The sequence below is a fragment of the Rahnella sp. BIGb0603 genome, from assembly GCF_024808755.1.
Lineage (GTDB): Bacteria > Pseudomonadota > Gammaproteobacteria > Enterobacterales > Enterobacteriaceae > Rahnella > Rahnella contaminans.
Genome location: NZ_JANUEX010000002.1, coordinates 389,030 through 411,029, shown reverse-complemented (window position 1 = coordinate 411,029; position 22,000 = coordinate 389,030). Strand labels below are relative to the sequence as shown.

3 protein-coding genes are annotated in these 22,000 nt (G+C 59.2%); all 3 read left to right on the top strand.

The features are described from left to right. The first annotated feature begins 105 nt into the window (after nucleotides 1-105). The 3 genes from M2403_RS06905 (at nucleotide 106) to M2403_RS06895 (ending at nucleotide 21,547) form a co-directional block, all read left to right on the top strand. Nucleotides 106-18,087, top strand: coding sequence for an Ig-like domain-containing protein (locus M2403_RS06905; protein WP_259228806.1), 17,982 nt, complete (start codon nucleotides 106-108; stop codon nucleotides 18,085-18,087). 107 nt (nucleotides 18,088-18,194) lie between these two features. Further along, nucleotides 18,195-20,372, top strand: coding sequence for a type I secretion system permease/ATPase (locus M2403_RS06900; RefSeq protein WP_259228913.1), 2,178 nt, complete (start codon nucleotides 18,195-18,197; stop codon nucleotides 20,370-20,372). Next, complete coding sequence (locus M2403_RS06895) at nucleotides 20,372-21,547, top strand: HlyD family type I secretion periplasmic adaptor subunit (protein ID WP_152326317.1); 1,176 nt, start codon at nucleotides 20,372-20,374, stop codon at nucleotides 21,545-21,547. Before M2403_RS06900 ends, M2403_RS06895 begins: the two co-directional genes overlap by 1 nt. Nucleotides 21,548-22,000 lie beyond the last annotated feature (453 nt).

Genomic DNA, 22,000 nt, shown 5'->3' with positions numbered 1-22,000 from the left:
GTTATTAAATGTTTGTCAATAAACGTTTTGTTATTTAAAAGCCAGTGGCTCGCATAAGCATTGGAATAACACCTATCAGGCATAATAAGGATAAAGGAAAATATCATGAGCAGAGTCATGGATATTATCTCTCGTAAAACATCATTGAAAAATGAGTTTACTGCACAAGGGAATGCAGCTGTCGCAATGAATGAATCCGGCATTGTCGTTATTCATGGCTCGGCAAAAGATGTTGCCAGCTATGAACGTAACGGGAATGACCTGATTATTCACATGAAGGACGGCTCCGTTATTCGTTGCGTAGGATATTTCGAGAATATCGGACAGGACGACGAGAATAAACTGGTCTTTCAGGATGAAAACCAGGGGCTGACGGAAGTCAGTTTCCCGGATGCTGCTGTGGCTCATGATACGCCTGCCTTCGCTCTTCACGCGGTTGAAACGCCGCTGGCGGGTATTGAACCGCTGTTGCTGAGCAGCACTGAAGTCACGGTCGAATGGCCGTATTTGCTCGCGGGCGTGCTCGGCGCAGGTGCCGCTGGCGCATTGCTGGGGCACGGCGGCGGCACGGATGAAAAAACCAAAGTCATTGATAACACCAAAGATGTTGAAGTGGCGCAGCCAACGTTCCTCGTCACCGATACGCAGGGCGACAAGCAGGGTATTCTTGCCGATCGGGACATCACCGACGACGCGCGCCCGACCTTTACCGGTACCGGTTATCCGGGCGCGGATATCTCGATTGTGGACAGCAGCGGCAACATCATTGCTACCGCAGTGGTCGGCGCAAACGGTCAGTGGACCGCCCGGCTGGCGGCGCAGTCCGCCGGTACGCACACTTACATTGTGGTGCAGGAAAGCAACGGTTCCACCACCACGGCGGGCACCATCACGCTGAATGTCGTGACGACCACGGCAGCCCTGACCATTGACACCATCGCCGGTGACAACGTGCTGAATGCCGCAGAAGCGGCGGCAAATGTGACGATTTCAGGCAAAAGTGACAACCTGGCTGCGGGCACCGCGGTTACCGTGACCCTGAATGGCACGAGCTGGCAAACCACCGTGGGCGCAGACGGCTCATGGTCAGTCAGTGTTCCACACGCCAATATAAGCGCGCTGGCGGATGGCGTGCATTCCGTGCAGGTCAGCGGCGTGGATCCCGCAGGCAACACTATCACTTCAAACTCCACCCTGAATGTTGATACTCAGCCTCCTTCGCTGACCATCGGCACACTGGCGGGCGATAACATTCTTAATGCGGCCGAAGCGGGCGCAGACGTTGTGCTGAGCGGTACTTCAACGGCGGAAGCGGGTCAGGTCGTGACGATCTCCCTGAATGGCCAGACGTACACCGCCATTGTCGGCGCAGACGGCAGCTGGTCAGTTAACCTGCCTGCGGCACAGGCGGGCGCGCTTCAGGACGGTAATGTTTCCGTCAGCGCGTCGGTCAGCGATGCGGCCGGTAACAGCACGACTGCGACGCAAGATTTGCGGGTTGATACCACGGTTCCGGTGATCACCATCAACACCATTGCCGGGGATAATATCCTCAACAGCGCTGAACAGACTCAGGCGCAAATCGTCAGCGGCACCAGCACCGGCGCAGAAGCGGGCGACACGGTCACGCTGGTCGTCAATGGTCAGACTTACACTACCACCGTCGCGTCCGATGGCTCCTGGAGCGTCGGTTTACCGTCGTCTGTTTTCAGCTCCGTCGCCGATGGCAGTTACCCGATCAGCGTCAGCATTACCGATAAAGCGGGTAACACCGGCTCGCAGAACACCGCGGTGCTGGTGTCTTCAGAAGTCCCGGAACTGGCGATCAACACCGTTGCGCTTGACGATGTGATCAACGCTATCGGAAAAAGCGAAGCACTGGTCATCACCGGTACCAGCAACAGCGCCGACGGCACGCCGGTCAGCCTGACGCTCAACGGCGTGACTTATTCCGGCACCATTAACGGCGGAAACTGGTCCGTTACCGTGCCTGCTTCCGATGTCTCGAAACTCGGCGAAGCAAACTACACGCTTACCGCCACCAGCACGGACGCCGAAGGTAACACCGGCAACACGACCCACAACGTCCTCGTGGATTCCGCGCTTCCGGTTGTCACTATCGCGGTGACCGCGGGCGATGACATCATTAATGCCACCGAAATTGAAGCCGCACAGATTGTCAGCGGTAAAGTCTCGAATGCCGCAGCCGGTGATGTTGTTACTGTCACCGTGGGCGGAAATTCTTACACCACTACGGTTCAGGATGACCTGAGCTGGAGCGTCAGCGTGCCTTCGGCTGACCTGAAAGGCTTCGGCGACGGCGACCTGAATATCACTGCTACCGTAACCAACCAGAATGGCAATACCGGCACCGTGGATCGCGAAATCGTGATCGACGCCGGTCTGCCGGGCCTGCGTATCGACACGGTGGCGGGCGACGATATCGTCAACAGCATCGAAATTCAGCAGAACCAGATCGTCAGCGGCACCAGCACCGATATCGCGGCAGGCAGCAGCGTGACCGTCACGGTTAACGGCATTGATTATCAGGCGACCGTGGGCGCAAACGGCGCATGGTCGGCGGCTGTTCCGGCGGCAGATGTGGCGAACTGGCCTGCGGGCGCGTTGAATATCAGCGTGACCGGATCGGATGCATCGGGTAACAGCGTAACGATTTCTAATAACGTGACCGTGGATCTGAGCAGCGTGGCGATTTCCGTCGATACCATTGCGGCAGATAACATCATTAATGCAGCGGAAAAAGCGGCAGATCTCACCCTGACCGGCACCACGCAGAACGTGGAAGCGGGGCAGAATGTCACCGTAAACTTTGCCGGTGGCAGTTATTCCACTACCGTACAGGCCGATGGTAGCTGGAGCGTGACCGTTCCTGCCGCCGATCTCCGCACCCTGAAAGAGGGCGACACCACCGTCAGCGTCAGCGTGACCAATGTCGCGGGCAACAGTGCCAGTGCCGCGCAGGATGCAACGGTCGATACTCTCGCGCCGACGATCACAATGAACACCATCGCCGGTGACAACGTGCTGAACAGCGCGGAAGCGGGCGCGGACGTTGTGCTGAGCGGGACGTCTACGGCAGAAGCCGGTCGGACCGTGACCCTCACGCTGAACGGCCAGACCTACACCGCGACCGTTGCGGCGGACGGTACCTGGAGCACCTCCGTTCCCGCAGCGGATGCGGCAGCAATGGCGGACGGCACCTATTCTGTGAGCGCAACGGTTACTGACATAGCAGGCAACGGCGCCAGCGCGAATGGTTCTTTGCTGGTGGATGTGACTGCGCCAACGCTGACCATTAACACGATTTCCGGCGACGACATTATTAACGCGCAGGAGCTTCAGCAGAACCTGATGATCTCCGGCAGCAGCACCGGCGTTCCGGCGGGTGGCCTGGTGACCATTGAAATCGACGGCAAAACCTACACGGCGGCCGTGGATGCTCAGGGCAACTGGAGCACCGGCATTCCGGCTTCGGCGGTCAGTGCGATTACCGACGGCAGCTACACCGTCACCGCCACCGTGAAAGATGCGGCGGGCAACGACGGCGCGGCGTCTCACGCGGTTACCGTAGACACCGTTTCTCCGGTGCTGACGATTAACACCGTGGCGGCAGACGACGTCATTAACGCCGTGGAAAAAGGCGAAGCGCTGACCGTCAGCGGCACCAGCGACGGCGCGGACGGCACAACGGTTACCCTGAACTTCAACGGCCAGAACTACACCGCAACCGTCACGAACGGCGTATGGACGCTGGACGTTCCGGCGGCAGACATCGCAAAACTGGGCGAAGCGGATTACACCCTGGCCGCCAGCAGCACCGACGCGGCGGGCAACACCGGTAACACCACGCACGTTGTGCTGGTCGACAGTTCACTGCCAACCGTGAGCATCAGCGCATTCGCCACTGATAACATCGTTAACGCGACGGAAATCAATTCGGATCAGCTGCTGAGCGGCACCGTCACCAACGCGGCGGCGGGCGATACCGTCACTGTTACGCTGGGCGGAAAAACCTATACCGCTGAAGTGCAAAGTGACCTGAGCTGGACTGTCAGCGTGCCTTCCGCAGACCTGAAAGGCTTCGGCGACGGCGACCTGACAATCAGCGCCAGCGTGACCAATCAGCACGGCAACACCAACAGCAGCGATCGTGAGATCAGCATCGACGCCGGTCTGCCGGGCCTGCGCATTGATACGGTGGCGGGCGACGACATCGTCAACAGCATCGAAATTCAGCAGAACCAGATCATCAGCGGCACCAGCACCGACATCGCGGCGGGCAGCAGCGTGACGGTGACCGTTGACGGCATCGATTATCAGGCGACCGTGGGCGCAAACGGCGCATGGTCGGCGGCTGTTCCGGCGGCAGATGTGGCGAACTGGCCTGCGGGCGCGTTGAATATCAGCGTGACCGGATCGGACGCGTCCGGTAATACCGTCACCATTTCCAGCAACGTGACCGTGGATCTGAGCAGCGTGGCGATTTCCGTCGATACCATTGCGGCAGATAACATCATTAATGCCGCCGAAAAAGCGGCAGACCTGACCCTGACCGGCACCACGCAGAACGTGGAAGCAGGCCAGACCGTGACCGTGAATTTCGCGGGCCACAACTATACCGCGCAGGTGCAGGCAGACGGCAGCTGGAGCGTCAAAGTTCCGGCGGGCGATATGACTGGCCTGAAAGACGGCGATGTGACGGCGACGGCCAGCGTCACCAACGTGGCGGGCAACAGCGCGAGTGCGGCGAATACGGCGGAAGTCGATGCGTCTGCGCCAGCGCTGACCCTCAACGTGATCGCCGGTGACAACGTACTCAACAGCGCGGAAGCGGGCGCGGACGTTGTGCTGAGCGGGACGTCAACCGCAGAAGCCGGTCGGACCGTGACCCTCACGCTGAACGGCCAGACCTACACCGCGACCGTTGCGGCGGACGGCACCTGGAGCACCTCCGTTCCGGCAGCGGATGCGACGGCACTGGCGGACGGCACTTATTCTGTTAGCGCAACGGTTACTGACATAGCAGGCAACGGCGCCAGCGCGAATGGTTCTTTGCTGGTGGATGTGACTGCGCCAACGCTGACCATTAACACGATTTCCGGCGACGACATTATTAACGCGCAGGAGCTTCAGCAGAACCTGATAATCTCCGGCAGCAGCACCGGTGTGCCTGCGGGCGGGTTGGTCACGGTTGAAATCAACGGCGTTTCTTACACCGCAGTCGTGGATGCCAGCGGCAACTGGAGCACCGGCGTTCCGGCTTCGGCGGTCAGCGCAATGACCGATGGAAGTTACACTGTCACGGCGACCGTGAAAGATTCCGCGGGCAATGATGGCTCTGCAACGCATGCGGTTACCGTCGATACCGTTTCTCCGGTGCTGACGATTAACACCGTGGCGGCAGACGACGTCATTAACGCCACCGAAAAAGGCGAAGCGCTGACCGTCAGCGGCACCAGCGACGGCGCGGACGGCACAACGGTTACCCTGAACTTCAACGGCCAGAATTACACCGCAACCGTCACGAACGGCGCATGGACGCTGGACGTTCCGGCGGCAGACGTGGCAAAACTCGGCGAAGCGGATTACACCCTGACCGCCAGCAGCACCGATGCGGCGGGCAACACCGGCAGCGCGACGCACGACATTCTGGTAGACAGCTCATTACCGACCGTGAGCATCAATCCGGTGGCGACCGATAACATCATCAACGCGACCGAAATCAGCGCCGATCAGCTGATCAGCGGCAAGGTCACCAATGCGGCGGCGGGCGATACCGTCACTGTTACGCTGGGCGGTAAAACCTATACGGCTGAAGTACAAAGTGACCTGAGCTGGAGCGTCAGCGTGCCTTCCGCAGACCTGAAAGGGTTCGGCGACGGCGACCTGACAATCAGCGCCAGCGTGACCAATCAGCACGGCAACACCGCCTCCAACGACCGTGAGATCAACATCGACGCCGGTCTGCCGGGGCTGCGTATCGACACGGTGGCGGGCGACGATATCGTCAACAGTATTGAAATTCAGCAAAACCAGATCGTCAGCGGCACCAGCTCGGATATCGCGGCAGGCAGCAGCGTGACCGTCACGGTTAACGGCATTGATTATCAGGCGACCGTGGGCGCGAACGGCGCATGGTCTGCGGCCATTCCGGCAGCGGATGTGGCGAACTGGCCTGCCGGCGCGCTGAATATCACCGTGACCGGCTCTGATACGTCCGGCAACAGCGTGACGATCTCCAATAACGTGACCGTCGACTTAAGCAGCGTGGCGATTTCGGTCGATACCATCGCAGCCGACGACATCATTAATGCAGCGGAAAAAGCGGCGGATCTCACCCTGAGCGGCACCACGCAAAACGTGGAAGCAGGTCAGACCGTGACCGTTAACTTTGCGGGCCATAACTATACGGCTCAGGTGCAGGCTGACGGCAACTGGAGCGTCAAAGTTCCGGCGGGCGATATGACTGGCCTGAAAGACGGCGATGTGACGGCGACGGCCAGCGTCACCAACGTGGCGGGCAACAGCGCGAGCGCGGCGAATACGGCGGAAGTCGATGCGTCTGCGCCAGCGCTGACCCTCAACGTGATCGCCGGTGACAACGTGCTGAACAGCGCGGAAGCGGGCGCGGACGTTGTGCTGAGCGGGACGTCAACCGCAGAAGCCGGTCGGACCGTGACCCTCACGCTGAACGGCCAGACCTACACCGCGACCGTTGCGGCGGACGGCACCTGGAGCACCTCGGTTCCGGCAGCGGATGCGGCAGCACTGGCGGACGGCACCTATTCTGTGAGCGCAACGGTTACTGACATAGCCGGTAACGGCGCCAGCGCGAATGGTTCTTTGCTGGTGGATGTGACTGCGCCAACGCTGACCATTAACACGATTTCCGGCGACGACATTATTAACGCGCAGGAGCTTCAGCAGAACCTGATGATCTCCGGCAGCAGCACCGGTGTGCCTGCGGGCGGGCTGGTGACGGTTGAAATCAACGGCGTTTCTTACACCGCAGTCGTGGACGCCAGCGGCAACTGGAGCACCGGCATTCCGGCGTCTGCGGTCAGTGCGATTACCGACGGCAGCTACACCGTCACCGCCACCGTGAAAGACGCGGCGGGCAACGACGGCGCGGCGTCTCACGCGGTTACCGTGGACACCGTTTCTCCGGTGCTGACGATTAACACCGTGGCGGCAGACGACGTCATTAACGCCGTGGAAAAAGGCGAAGCGCTGACCGTCAGCGGCACCAGCGACGGCGCGGACGGCACAACGGTTACCCTGAACTTTAACGGACAGAACTACACCGCAACCGTCACGAACGGCGCGTGGACGCTGGACGTTCCGGCGGCAGACGTGGCAAAACTCGGCGAAGCGGATTACACCCTGACCGCCAGCAGCACCGACGCGGCGGGCAACACCGGCAGCGCGACGCACGACATTCTGGTCGACAGTTCGCTGCCGTCCGTGAGCATCAGCCCGGTAGCGACCGACAACATCGTGAACGCGACTGAAATCAACGCCGATCAGACCATCAGCGGCACCGTCACCAACGCGGCGGCGGGCGATACCGTCACTGTTACGCTGGGCGGTAAAACCTATACGGCTGAAGTACAAAGTGACCTGAGCTGGAGCGTCAGCGTGCCTTCCGCAGACCTGAAAGGGTTCGGCGACGGCGACCTGACCATCAATGCATCCGTGACCAATCAGCACGGCAACACCGCCTCCAACGACCGTGAAATCAACATCGACGCCGGTCTGCCGGGCCTGCGCATCGATACGGTGGCGGGCGACGATATCGTCAACAGCATCGAGATCCAGCAGAACCAGATCGTCAGCGGCACCAGCACCGACATCGCGGCGGGCAGCAGCGTGACCGTGACCATCAACGGCGTGGATTATCAGGCGACCGTGGGCGCGAACGGCGCATGGTCGGCAGCGGTTCCGGCAGCGGATGTGGCGAACTGGCCAGCGGGCGCGCTCAATATCACCGTGACCGGATCGGATGCATCGGGTAACAGCGTCACCATTTCTAATAACGTGACCGTGGATCTGAGCAGCGTAGCGATTTCGGTCGATACCATCGCAGCCGACGACATCATTAACGCCGCCGAAAAAGCGGCAGACCTGACCCTGACCGGCACCACGCAAAACGTGGAAGCAGGCCAGACCGTGACCGTGAATTTCGCGGGCCACAATTATACCGCGCAGGTGCAGGCAAATGGCAGCTGGAGCGTCAAAGTTCCGGCGGGCGATATGACTGGCCTGAAAGACGGCGACGTTACAGCAACGGCCACCGTGACTAACGTGGCTGGCAACAGCGCGAGTGCGGCGAATACGGCGGAAGTCGATGCGTCTGCGCCGGTCGTGACGATCAATAGCATCAGCGCGGGCGATGTGCTGAGCGCGGTTAATGCCGGTACGGATGTTGTGCTGAGCGGCACATCAACGGCGCAGGCGGGTCAGACGGTGACCATCGTGATGGGCACTGAAACCTTCACCGCGATCGTTGCGGCGGACGGCACCTGGACCACCAGCGTCGCGAATACCGTATTCTCCGGTCTGAACGACGGTGCTTACACCATGACTGCCAGCGTTACCGATATTGCAGGTAACCCGGCGACGGCGACTGGCACCGCGCAGGTTGATCAGACAGCGCCTGTCGTCACTGTCAACGTGGTGGCGGGCGACAACGTCATTAACAGCACCGAGCACGGACAGGCGCAGGTCATCAGCGGCACCGTGACCGGCGTGGACATCGGCACTGTCGTGACCGTGACCATTAATGGTGTGGATTATTCCGCTATCAGCGATGCCAGCGGCAAGTGGAGCATCGGCGTTCCGGCTGACGTGGTCAGCGGGCTGGCGGACGGCAGCTACACCGTTGCCGCCTCTGTTACCGATCTGGCCGGAAATACCGGTTCTGCAAGCCAGAATGTTGTGGTCAATACCACTGCGCCTGTCTTTGTTATCAATGACATGGCGGGCGGCGATAATGTGCTGAATGCCACCGAAGCCCTGACCACACTGACCGTTACCGGTACGGTGACCGGGCTTGCGGACGGCGCGCAGGTGATTGTGACGCTGAACGGCCTGAACTATACGGGAACCGTGAACGGCGGCGTATGGAGTGCCGATATTCCGGCCAGTGCGCTGGCGAATCTGGGGCAGGCGCTTTATCAGGTCAGCGTCAGCGGCACCGACGTGAATGGCAATACCGGTTCTGTTTCGAAAGGGCTGCAAACGGCTTCTGATAATCCTTCCGTCACCATCAATACGGTAGCGGGCGATGACGTGATTAATGCGACCGAAGTGACGCAGGATCAGGTGATCAGCGGTTCCGTCACGCATGCAGAAGCAGGCCGGACTGTCACCGTGACCGTCGGCGGGAAAACCTATACGGCGCAAGTGCAGAGCGATTTCACCTGGAGCATTACCGTTCCTGCGGCCGATCTCGCCGCGATGGGCGACGGCAGCCTGAACATTTCCGCCAGCGTCACTAACGTCAGCGGTAATGAAGGTTCCGGCGATCGCAATATCGCTATCGATGCAGCGCTTCCGGGCCTGCGTATCGGCACGATTGCGGGCGACGATATCGTCAACAGCATCGAAATCCAGCAAAACCAGATCATCAGCGGTACCAGCACCGGGCTGGCGGCGGGCAGCAGCGTCACCGTAACCGTCAATGGCGTTGACTATCAGGCAACGGTTGGTGCAGGCGGTAACTGGTCAGCGGCAGTCCCTGCGGCAGATGTGGCGAACTGGCCAGCGGGCGCACTCAATATCAGCGTGACCGGCTCTGATACGTCCGGCAACAGCGTCACCATCAGCAATGACATCACCGTTGATCTCAGCAGCGTTAGCATTGCTATCGATACGGTTTCCACTGACAACATGCTGAATGCGGCAGAGAAAGCGGCGGATCTGACCCTGAGCGGCACCACGCAAAACGTGGAAGCCGGGCAGAATGTGACGGTGATTTTCGCCGGTCATAGCTACACCGCGCAGGTTCAGACTGACGGCTCCTGGAGCCTGACAGTTCCGGCTGCGGACATGAAAAATCTGAAAGACGGCGACACGTCCGTGAACGTCAGCGTGACCAACACGGCGGGTAACAGCGCCAGCGCTGCGCAGGATGTGACAGTCGATACCCTCGCGCCGACGATCACGATGAACACCATCGCCGGTGACAACGTGCTGAATCTGGCGGAAGCGAGCGCCGACGTCATTATCAGCGGCACCACCACGGCGGAACCGGGCCAGACTGTGACCGTGGCCGGGTATACCTCGGTTGTGGCGGCGGACGGCACCTGGAGCGTGACGATCCCGGCGGCTGACGCGGGCATTCTCACTGACGGCACGTTCACCATCACCGCGTCCGTCAGCGACTTGGCGGGCAACCGCGTCACGGTTGAGCATGATTTGCTGGTGGATATCACGCCGCCAACGCTGGCCATCAACACCATTTCCGGCGATGACGTGATCAACGCGCAGGAACTTCAGCAGAACCTGATGGTCTCCGGCAGCAGCACCGGCGTTCCGGTGGGTGGCCTGGTGACCATTGAAATCGACGGCAAAACCTACACGGCGGCCGTGGATGCTCAGGGCAACTGGAGCATCGGCATTCCGGCGTCTGCGGTCAGCGCAATGACCGATGGAAGTTACACTGTCACTGCTACCGTGAAAGATGCCGCGGGCAATGACGGCTCTGCAACGCATGCGGTTACCGTCGATACCGTTTCTCCGGTTCTGACGATTAACACCGTCGCCGCGGATGACGTGATCAACGCCACCGAAAAAGGCGAAGCGCTGACCGTCAGCGGCACCAGCGACGGCGCAGACGGCACAACGGTTACCCTGAACTTTAACGGACAGAACTACACCGCAACCGTTACGAACGGCGCATGGACGCTGAACGTTCCGGCGGCCGACATCGCAAAACTGGGCGAAGCGGATTACACCCTGACCGCCAGCAGCACCGACGCGGCGGGCAACACCGGTAACACCACGCACGTTGTGCTGGTCGACAGTTCACTGCCAACCGTGAGCATCAGCGCATTCGCCACTGATAACATCGTTAACGCGACGGAAATCAATGCGGATCAGCTGCTGAGCGGCACCGTCACCAACGCGGCGGCGGGCGATACCGTTACCCTTACGCTGGGCGGAAAAACCTATACCGCTGAAGTGCAAAGTGACCTGAGCTGGAGTGTCAGCGTGCCTTCGGCTGATCTGAAAGGCTTCGGCGACGGCGACCTGACAATCAGCGCCAGCGTGACCAATCAGCACGGCAACACCAACAGCAGCGATCGTGAGATCAGCATCGACGCCGGTCTGCCGGGTCTGCGTATGGATACGGTGGCGGGCGACGACATCGTCAACAGCATCGAAATTCAGCAGAACCAGATCATCAGCGGCACCAGCACCGATATCGCGGCGGGCAGCAGCGTGACGGTGACCGTTAACGGCGTGGATTATCACGCAACGGTTGGCGCGAACGGCGCATGGTCTGCGGCCGTTCCGGCAGCGGATGTGGCGAACTGGCCAGCGGGCGCGCTCAATATCACCGTGACCGGATCGGATGCATCGGGTAACAGCGTCACCATTTCTAATAACGTGACCGTGGATCTGAGCAGCGTGGCGATTTCGGTCGATACCATCGCAGCCGACGACATCATTAATGCAGCGGAAAAAGCGGCGGATCTCACCCTGACCGGCACCACGCAAAACGTGGAAGCAGGTCAGACCGTGACCGTTAACTTTGCGGGCCATAACTATACGGCTCAGGTGCAGGCTGACGGCAGCTGGAGCGTCAAAGTTCCGGCGGGCGATATGACTGGCCTGAAAGACGGCGACGTGACAGCAACTGCCAGCGTCACCAACGTGGCGGGCAACAGCGCGAGCGCGGCGAATACCGCCGAAGTGGACGCGTCTGCACCGGCTATCACCATCAACACCATCGCCGGTGCCAACGTGCTCAACAGCGCGGAAGCGGGCGCGGACGTGGTGCTGAGCGGCACCTCGACGGCAGAAGCCGATCAGGTTGTAACGATTACGCTTAACGGCCAGAACTACACCGCGACCGTTGCGGCGGACGGCACCTGGAGCACGTCTGTTCCGGCGGCAGACGCCTCGGCGCTGACCGACGGCACGTACTCCGTCACGGCTACGGTGAAAGACGTCGCGGGCAACAGCTCGTCTGTCAGCGGTTCCATTCTGGTGGATATCACCGCGCCGGTCGTCAGCGTGAATACCGTGGCGGGCGACGATGTGCTGAACGCGGCTGAACACTCGCAGGCACAGGTCATTACCGGCGGCAGCACCGGCACCCAGCCGGGTAACGTTGTCACGCTGGTCATTGGCGGGATCACCTACACCACGGTGGTGGATGCCAGCGGCAACTGGAGTGCCGGCGTTCCGGCAAGTGTGATTAAGGGGCTGGCTTCCGGCGAGAACACGATTACTGTCAGCATCACCGACAGTGCGGGAAACACCGGCAGCAGCGATCACCTGATCACCGTGAATGCCAGTGCGGTCAGCCTGAGCATCGATACGATTGCGCAGGACGACATCATCAATGCGGCGGAAAAAGGCACCAGCCTGACAATTTCCGGCGGCAGTGACATGCTGACGACAGGCACCGAAGTGACCGTGGTGCTGAACGGAAAAAGTTATACCGCAGATGTCGGTGCGAACGGCGCATGGACGCTGAACGTTCCGGCGGGTGATGTGGCGGCGATGGCAGACGGTAATTATACCGTGACCGCAAGTGCCAGTGATACGGCGGGCAATACGGCCAGCGCCACGCACAATGTGGCGGTCGATGCCACCGCGCCTGCGCTGCTGATTAACCCGGTCACCGCCGATGGCATGCTGAATGCCGCCGAACTGGGTCAGCCGCTGACACTCAGTGGCACGTCTACCGCGCAGGCGGGTCGGACGGTCAGCGTGACACTCAACAATGAAACCTACACCACGACCGTGAATGCCAACGGCACCTGGTCGGTGAATGTTCCGGCAGACGACGTGGCTGCACTGACCGACGGCACGCTGACCGTTACTGCCAGCACCACCGACGTGGCGGGCAATCCGGCATCCGCCAGCACGTCTGTGATTGTCGATACGGTTGCGCCAACGCTGACCATCAACACCATCGCCGGTGATGACATCATCAACACCACCGAGCAACTGGCGGGTCAGACCATCAGCGGCACCACGTCGGCGGAAGCGGGACAGATTGTTACCGTGACCTTCAACAACCGCGAATACCACGCCATCGTCACTTCCACCGGTACCTGGAGCGTGAACGTTCCTGCGGCTGACTTTAACGGTGCGGCAGACGGCAGTTACACCGTCACCGCCTCCGTGAAAGATGTGGCGGGCAATCCGGCGGCGACTGATTCGTCAGTCAGCCTCAGCGGAGCGGTGCCTGAAGTCACTATCAATACCTTCGCGCAGGACGATGTGGTTAACGCCGCAGAGCACGGCACGTCGCTGGCCGTTACCGGAACCTCGACGGCTCCGGCCGGTTCAACGGTGACGGTGACCCTGAACGGTCAGAGCTATACCGCGCAGGTTCAGAATGACCAGAGCTGGACGCTGAACCTGAGCGCCAATGCCGTGAACGCGCTGGCGGATGGCGAGAATTACACCATCACAGCGTCAGTGACTAACAGCATCGGCAATACCGGTACGGCGACGCACGAAATTGCAGTCGATACCTCGGCACCGTCAATGACCATTACCATTGATTCGGTCAGCGATGACACCGGCCGCAGCAACAGTGATTTCGTGACCAGCGATACCACGATTACGCTCAAAGGCTCGCTTTCTGCGGCACTGGGCAACGACGAGTCTGCGCAAATCAGCCTGGATGGCGGGTTGACCTGGGTCACATTGACCGTGACCGGAACCACCTGGAACTATGCGCAGGGAAGCGCGCTGACAGACGGCAGCTACAGCTACACCGTGCGGGTGATTGACGCCGCCGGTAATGTCGGGTCTTCCGCGTCGCAGACGGTCGTGATTGACACCGTGGCACCGGACGCCAGCCAGTCCATCAGTATCGATGCGATTTCGCAGGATACCGGGCTGAGCAGCACCGACTTTATTACCAGCGACACCACGCTCAACCTGCGCGGCACGCTTGGCGCTGCGCTGGGTGCGGATGAATACGCGCAAATCAGTCTCGACGGTGGCAACACCTGGGCTGACGTGAGCATCAGCGGCCTGACCTGGACGTACATCGACGGCCGCACGCTGACCGACGGTGATTACAACTACCAGCTGCGTGTGATCGATCTGGCCGGCAACATCGGAGCGACGGCAAGTCAGGTGGTTACCGTGGATACCACGGCACCGGACAGCAGCAAAACCATCACTATTGATGCGATCAGCACCGATACCGGCCTGAGCAGCAGTGACTTTGTGACCAGCGACACCTCGCTGACCGTCACCGGTACGCTGGGCAAAACGCTGGCCGCCGATGAAGTGGTGCAGGTCAGCGTTGACGGCGGTGTGACGTGGTTGAATGCGACCACGATCGGCACCGGCTGGACATTTGCCGATGGCCGCACGCTGACCGACGGGGATTACACCTATAACGTCCGTGTGGTAGATACCGCCGGGAACGTCGGCAATGTGACCTCGAAAGTGGTCACCGTCGATACCGTTGCGCCGGACAGCAGCAAAAGCGTGACCATCGACAGCGTCAGCACCGATACCGGCATTTCTGCCAGCGATTTTGTGACCAGCGATACCTCGCTGACCGTCACCGGATCTATCGGCGCGGCGCTGGGCGCAGGCGAAGTGGTGCAGATCAGCGTCGATAACGGCGCGACCTGGACGACCGTCTCGCTTTCCGGCAGCACCTGGACGTACACCGACGGCCGCACGCTGACCGACGGCCAGACGCTGTATCAGGTTCGCGTGGTGGATCAGGCCGGAAACGTCGGTCAGACTGCGCAGCAGGTGGTGACCATTGACACCACGGCTCCGACGCAAATCATCACCATTGGTGCGATCAGCAACGATACCGGTGATTATGCGAACGACTTCATCACCAGTGATAACACGCTGACAATGTCGGGCACACTGAACGCCGCGCTGGCGACCGACGAAAGGGCTCAAATCAGCCTCAATGGCGGTCTGACCTGGACTGACGTGGTGGTGAACGGGCAGTCATGGAGCTATGACGCAACCGGCACCGTACTGGCCGACGGCAACTACAACGTGCAGGTTCGGGTTATCGATCAGGCCGGTAACACCGGCACGGTCAGCAGCCAGACGGTGGTGATTGACACGGTGAACCCGGAAGCGGTAGCGAGCATCGTTCAGTATTCCGATGACGAAGGTGACCGTAAAGGATCGTTCGGTTCCGGCACTTATACGGATGAAACCGCACCGACGCTCAGCGGTACGCTGAGCAAGGCGCTGGCCGACGGCGAAGTGCTGAAGATCTACCGTAACGGCGTGTTTGTGGGCGTCGCGACGGTGGTCGGACTGGCCTGGACCTTCTCCGATTCCGCGCTGGCGGACGGCACTTACGTGTACGTCGCGAAAGCGCAGGATCTGGCGGGGAATACCACGCCATCGGGCGATTTCACCCTGACGGTGGATACCTCGATTCCGACCACGATTGCCACCGTCACGCCAGAGTCCACGCAGGATACGACGCCGATCATCAGCGGTACGTTGTCCGAAGCGCTGGGCGAAGGAATGTATGTCCAGGTGGTGGTGAATGGCGTGACCTACACGTCCGAAACCGGCGGCGCCGTGGTGGTCGATCCGCTGAACAACACCTGGTATCTGCAGGTTCCGGGTGCGCTGGGGCTGGCAAGTTATAACGTCACGGCACAGGTGCGCAGCAGTGCGGGCAACGGGAACGATGCAGGTATCGAAACCAGCGCCATCATTGTTTATGCCGAAACCGCCGTGGACACCAGCTGGGCGACAACCGCGGGTTCGACGTCCACCAACGCCATGGCGTTCAGCCTGAACAGCAGCGGTTTGTGGAACATTGTCACCGGGATCTCGGATTACACCAGTTCCGGCCTGAACAGCTATTCCGGCACCACGTTAACCAACACCCGCGGCAACATCGTGGTGAGTTACACGCTGGCGGATACCGACCGTAACGGCACGTCCGATATTTATGCGACGGAAACCAACTACGGCGGCAGCATTCAGGGTAAATGGACCGCGAACGCAGACGGCACGTACACCTACGGCCAGCAGGCGATCGGCACCACCATCTGGTACGGCGGCGTGATTGCCTATGACAAAACCGGCGACGGTTGGGTGGATCTGGCGTACGGCGATGCCGGGGGTGACTCACGCAGTTATCTGGTGAACAACAATGGCGTTCTGACCGCTGATGGTACCAACGGCGCGGCGGGTCTGGCGGGTGTGACGTACCGTGAAATCTCCGGGGTGGATATCAACAACGACGGTACGGTCGATATCGTTCAGCACACCAACCGTAATGGCGCGTATGCCCTGACGGTAGTGAGCAACAACGGCACCGGCTCGCTGACGGAAACGCAGAGCATCGCTAACGTGTTTATCCCGAATGCCGCCAACTCGACCACCGCAGTGTCGATGACCTGGGCAGATTTCAACGGCGACGGTCTGATGGACTTGTACATTTCAACAGGTCTGAACACCAGCGGCGGATACAACTACGGCGGCATGATCTACTACAACAACGGGACGGGCGGCTTAACTGCCACGCCAACCGCAGTAGAAACGGCAACCAACAACGCAGCATCTGGCGGTTATCTTTCAGCCGCCGTGGACTGGGACGGTGACGGTGACATGGACATCATTAAGTTCAGCACCTATTCCACCAGCCAGACCGCGACGTTGTACATGAACGACGGTACCGGAAAAGGCTGGAGCAGCAGCCAGCTGGCGTCCGCACTGGTGAACGTGACCGGGATTGCGACCCTCGATTACGACTGGAACGGGACGCAGGATCTGCTGGTCTCGCAGGCCAACGGCAAAGTGGTGTACATCGCCAACAACAACACCATTGCCGACGGCACGGCCATCCACCTGCGCATTCTCGACGGTGAAGGGATGAACGTGTTCTACGGCAACACCGTGCAGCTGTACAACTCAGCCGGCCAGCTGGTGGCGTCGCAGATCATCAACGCCCAGTCGGGTATCGGGATTAACGATGCGTCGGCGCTGGTGAATTTCTACGGGCTGGATCCGAATGAAACCTATTCGGCGGTGCTGGTGCGTAACATCAACGGTGTGTCGTCCAATGAAACCTGGAATGACCTGACCGCGGGCGACGGCACCACCAGCTACTCGTTAACGGCGGATGCAGCGACCGGCGGTACCAGCGGAACGATCACCGGTACCGGCTACAACGATACGTTTATCGCGGAAAACGGCACCTATGTGTACGACGGCTCCGGCGGCTGGAACACCTCGTCAGACCATGCGACATGGAGTGCCACCGGCGGCGAAGACATCGTCGATTTCCGCAATGCCACCAGCGGGATCACCGTGGATCTGAGCAGCAGTAACGCCCAGAACACCGGGTTCAACACGTCTACCTTCAAGAATATCGAAGGGATTGCCGGGTCGAACTACGACGATACGATCACCGGCAGCGCGGGCGATAACGTGTTCGAAGGCCGTGGCGGCAACGACACTTTCAACCTGGGCAACGGCGGGCACGACACGCTGCTGTACAAGCTGATTAACAGTGCCGATGCCACCGGCGGTAACGGTTCTGACACCATCAACGGCTTTACGGTCGGGACATGGGAAGGCACGGCGAACTCAGACCGTCTGGATCTGAGCGAGCTGTTGCAGTCGGGCGGTTACACCGGCACCGGTTCAGCAAGCTACGTCAACGGCGTGGCGACGCTGAACGCCTCGGCGGGCAATATCACCGATTACCTGTCGGTGACGACCGAAGGCAACAACACCGTCATCAGGATTGATATGGATGGCAGCGGTTCAGCACAGTCGATGACCACCATCGCGACGCTGACCAACGTCCATACCGATCTGGCGACGTTGCTGGCGAACCATCAGCTGATTGTTGGCTAATCAGTAGCGGAAAGCGGAGCAGGGGAAACCCTCTGCTCCGCGAATCCGGATGGCCTGTTTATGCTCCGGAATGAGCGTGAAGAAAGACGATTTAGGGAAGAATGATGATGAAAAAAGACACCATGTTAGAGAAAGGCTACACCGCGTGGCTCAGCGCCATGCTTGATATCGCGAAACACTACCGGCTGGATTACTCAGAAGAACACGTGAAAGCCACCGTTGCCTGGGAGATGGGCGCACCGGCAGACGTGATTCTTGATGAGATGGCGAAAAAACTGGGGCTGGGTCGCGTAACGCGTGATTTCCACCCGAACGATCTCGATCCGATGAGCGTGCCGTTCATCCTGACGCTCGATAACGGGCGGCTGGGCGTGGTGACACATCTGGATGCCAGCGGCCAGTGTGCGGTGCAATTCACCGAAGATCAGGGGCTTGAAACCACCCTGACATCAGAACAGCTGGCGGAACGCGCGAAAAGCATCACGCTTCTGCGTCCGCTGCACAGCATTCCCGATGCGCGCGTTGATAACTACATCAGGCCGTACAAGAAAAACTGGTTCTGGGATCTGGCGCTCAAAGACTGGCGTCGTTACAGCGACATCATGCTGGCCTCAATGATTGCCAACGTGCTGGCGCTGGCGGGCATGTTGTTTTCCATGCAGGTTTACGACCGCGTGGTGCCGTCGCAGTCCGTCCCGACCTTATGGGTACTTTTCGGCGGCGTGATGCTGGCGATTACCTTTGAATTCGTGATGCGCATGGTGCGCGTCCATATTTCTGACGTGGTAGGGAAACGCGCCGATTTGCGCATTTCCGACCGCGTCTTTGGTCGTGCGCTGCGCATTAAAAACAGCGCGCGCTCGAAATCCACCGGTTCCTTTATTTCGCAAATCCGCGAACTGGAATCCGTGCGTGAGCTGATCACTTCGACCACGCTCAGCGCGCTGTCGGATCTGCCATTCTTCCTGCTGTTCACGGTTATTTTGTGGATGATTGGCGGCCCGCTGGTGTTTGTGGTGCTGCTGGCGCTGCCTTTGCTGCTGATCCCCGGCATCCTCATCCAGAAACCGCTGGCGAAACTGGCAAACGAAGGGATGCGCGAATCGGCGGTGCGTAATGCCTCGCTGGTGGAAGCGGTGGAATCGCTCGAGGACATCAAACTGATGCGCGCCGAGCAGCGTTTCCAGAACCAGTGGAACCACTGCAACGAAGTGTCCGCCGAAATCAGCATGCGTCAGCGTTTTCTGACCAGCCTGCTGATGACCTGGACGCAGGAAGTGCAGTCGATTGTGTACGCCGTCGTGCTGCTGGTGGGTTGCTATCTGGTGATGCAGGGCGACATGACCACCGGTGCGCTGGTCGGTACGACCATTCTGGCGTCCCGTACCATTGCGCCGCTGGCGCAAATTTCCGGCGTGCTGTCGCGCTGGCAGCAGGCGAAGGTTGCGCGTAAAGGGCTGGACGAACTGATGCAACGTCCGATTGATCAGGAAAACGGCCAGAAGATGGTTCACAAGGCGCAGATCGCGGGTGAATACGCACTCAGTGACGCGGTGTTTTATTACGACGAAGAAGCCAAAGCAGTGAATCTGGCGATTTCACGCCTGAACATCAAACCGGGCGAAAAGATTGCCATTCTGGGCAAAAACGGTGCAGGCAAATCGACGCTCCTGCAAGTGCTGGCGGGCATGCAACAGGTTCAGCAAGGGCAGGTGGTGCTCGATAACGTTAACATCAAACAGATTGACCCGGCAGATTTACGCCGCGACGTGGCGCTACACAACCAGCACGCCCGTTTGTTCTTCGGATCGGTGCATGAAAACATCACCATGGGCCGCCCGCAGGCGACCGACGAAGAAATCCATGAAGCGCTGGTCATCAGCGGCGCGCTGGCATTTGTTCAGCAAAAAGAGGATGGCCTGAACTTCCTCATTCACGAAGGCGGCGTCGGGCTTTCCGGCGGGCAACGTCAGGCGCTGTTGCTGGCACGTAACATCATCATGCAGCCGCAGGTTTTGCTGCTCGATGAGCCAACCGCGTGGCTGGACGAGATTTCCGAATGGAACCTGATTTCCCAGTTATCCACCTGGGGCAAAGACAAAACGCTGATTATCGCCACGCACCGTCTGGCACTGCTGCAACTGGTGGATCGCATTATCGTCATGGATAACGGGCGCATTTCGCTCGATGGTAACAAAGAGGACATCCTGAACAAACACTTCAGGCCGAAAGGACAGACCGCTGCCGCCACTGCAAAACCGGCGGCAAGCAAGGAGGCATCATAATGAAACAGCGTAAACCCACAACCCGCCAGCGGGCTGAAAAATCCCTGCCGCGCTCGACCATTCTGGTCTGGTCGGTATCGCTGATGCTTTTGTGTTTCTTTCTGTGGGCGAATTTTTACACGCTCGACGAAGTCACGACCGGCACCGGTAAAGTGATCCCGTCGTCGCACGAACAGATTGTTCAGTCGCTGGAAGGCGGCATCGTGCACACCATCGACGTGCAGGAAGGCGAAGTGGTGGAACGCGGGCAGCGGCTGGCGCAGCTGGATCGCACCAAAACCGAATCCGGCGTACAGGAAAGCGTGGCGCGTTTGCATGCCGCGCTGGCGACGGCGGCGCGACTGACGGCGCAGATCAACAATACACCGCTGACGTTCCCGGCAGAGCTGGATGACGAACCGGAGCTGGTGAAATCAGAAACCGAGCTGTACAACTCCAGCCGTAACAGCCTGGAGAAACAACTTTCCGGCCTGAAGCAGGGCGTATCGCTTATCCGCCGCGAGCTTTCAATGACCACGCCACTGGTCAAACAGGGCGCGGCCAGCGACGTGGAAGTGCTGCGTCTGCAACGTCAGATTAACGAGATGGAAAGCAAAGCGACCGACCTGGAAACGCAATACAACGTGCGTGCCGGTGAGGAACTCGCCAAGGCCAATGCGGAGATCGAGGCGCAGCGCTCGGTGATTCTGGGGCGTAAAGATTCACTGAACCGCCTGGAATTCTTCTCGCCGGTGAAAGGCATCGTCAAAAATATCGACGTGAATACCGTTGGCGGCGTGATCCCGCCCAACGGCAAACTGATGACGCTGGTGCCGATTGACGACCAGATGCTGGTGGAGGCGCAAATCTCCCCGCGCGACGTGGCATTTATCCATCCCGGCCAGAAAGCCAAGGTGAAAATCACTGCGTACGATTATTCCATTTACGGCAGTTTTGACGGCGAAGTAACAACGATTTCCCCGGACACCATCCAGGATGAAGTCCGCCGCGACGTGTACTATTACCGCGTCAACATCAAAACGCACGCCAACTATCTGGAAAATAAACACAAAGAGAAGTTCTATATTTTCCCCGGCATGATCGCCACGGTGGATATCAAAACCGGCAATAAAAGCATACTCGATTACCTGCTGAAACCGCTGAACAAAATGAACGAAGCGATGCGGGAACGTTAATGACTGAGTTGTGAGAAAGAGAAAACCCACGTGTGAGCGTGGGTTTTTTTATTGGGATTTGCTGCGATAAACTGCCTAAAGCCGGAAGGTAATATTGGCAATATCTCAGTATATTTATCATTGGGGAATCGCATAATTTACCTAAACAGGCCACTTCAGCTACATCACAGCCGTCATTTTTGGTCTTATCGAACACTTTTACGCAGACGTAATTCCTGAAAAAATAGAACAACTGCAACAGTCATGACAATTGCAAAAAAAATAATATTCGAGAAATCATAATTAAAAACAGTTGTGAATCTATCGTTGTTATATAGCTCGTTGTGTCTGTAGGAATATGTAGTGTAAATGGTATCGAATACTTCGCAGAATGACCCGATAGCGATAAAAAAACAGGCCAGGAGATAGTTTGCTGTGTCCTGGTGTCTTTTGCGTCTTTTGGTGAATATTATT

Coding starts and splice junctions, on each gene's coding strand:
- M2403_RS06905 (WP_259228806.1), top strand. CDS start 106: ATGAGCAGAGTCATGGATATTATCTCTCGTAAAACATCATTGAAAAAT.
- M2403_RS06900 (WP_259228913.1), top strand. CDS start 18,195: ATGAAAAAAGACACCATGTTAGAGAAAGGCTACACCGCGTGGCTCAGC.
- M2403_RS06895 (WP_152326317.1), top strand. CDS start 20,372: ATGAAACAGCGTAAACCCACAACCCGCCAGCGGGCTGAAAAATCCCTG.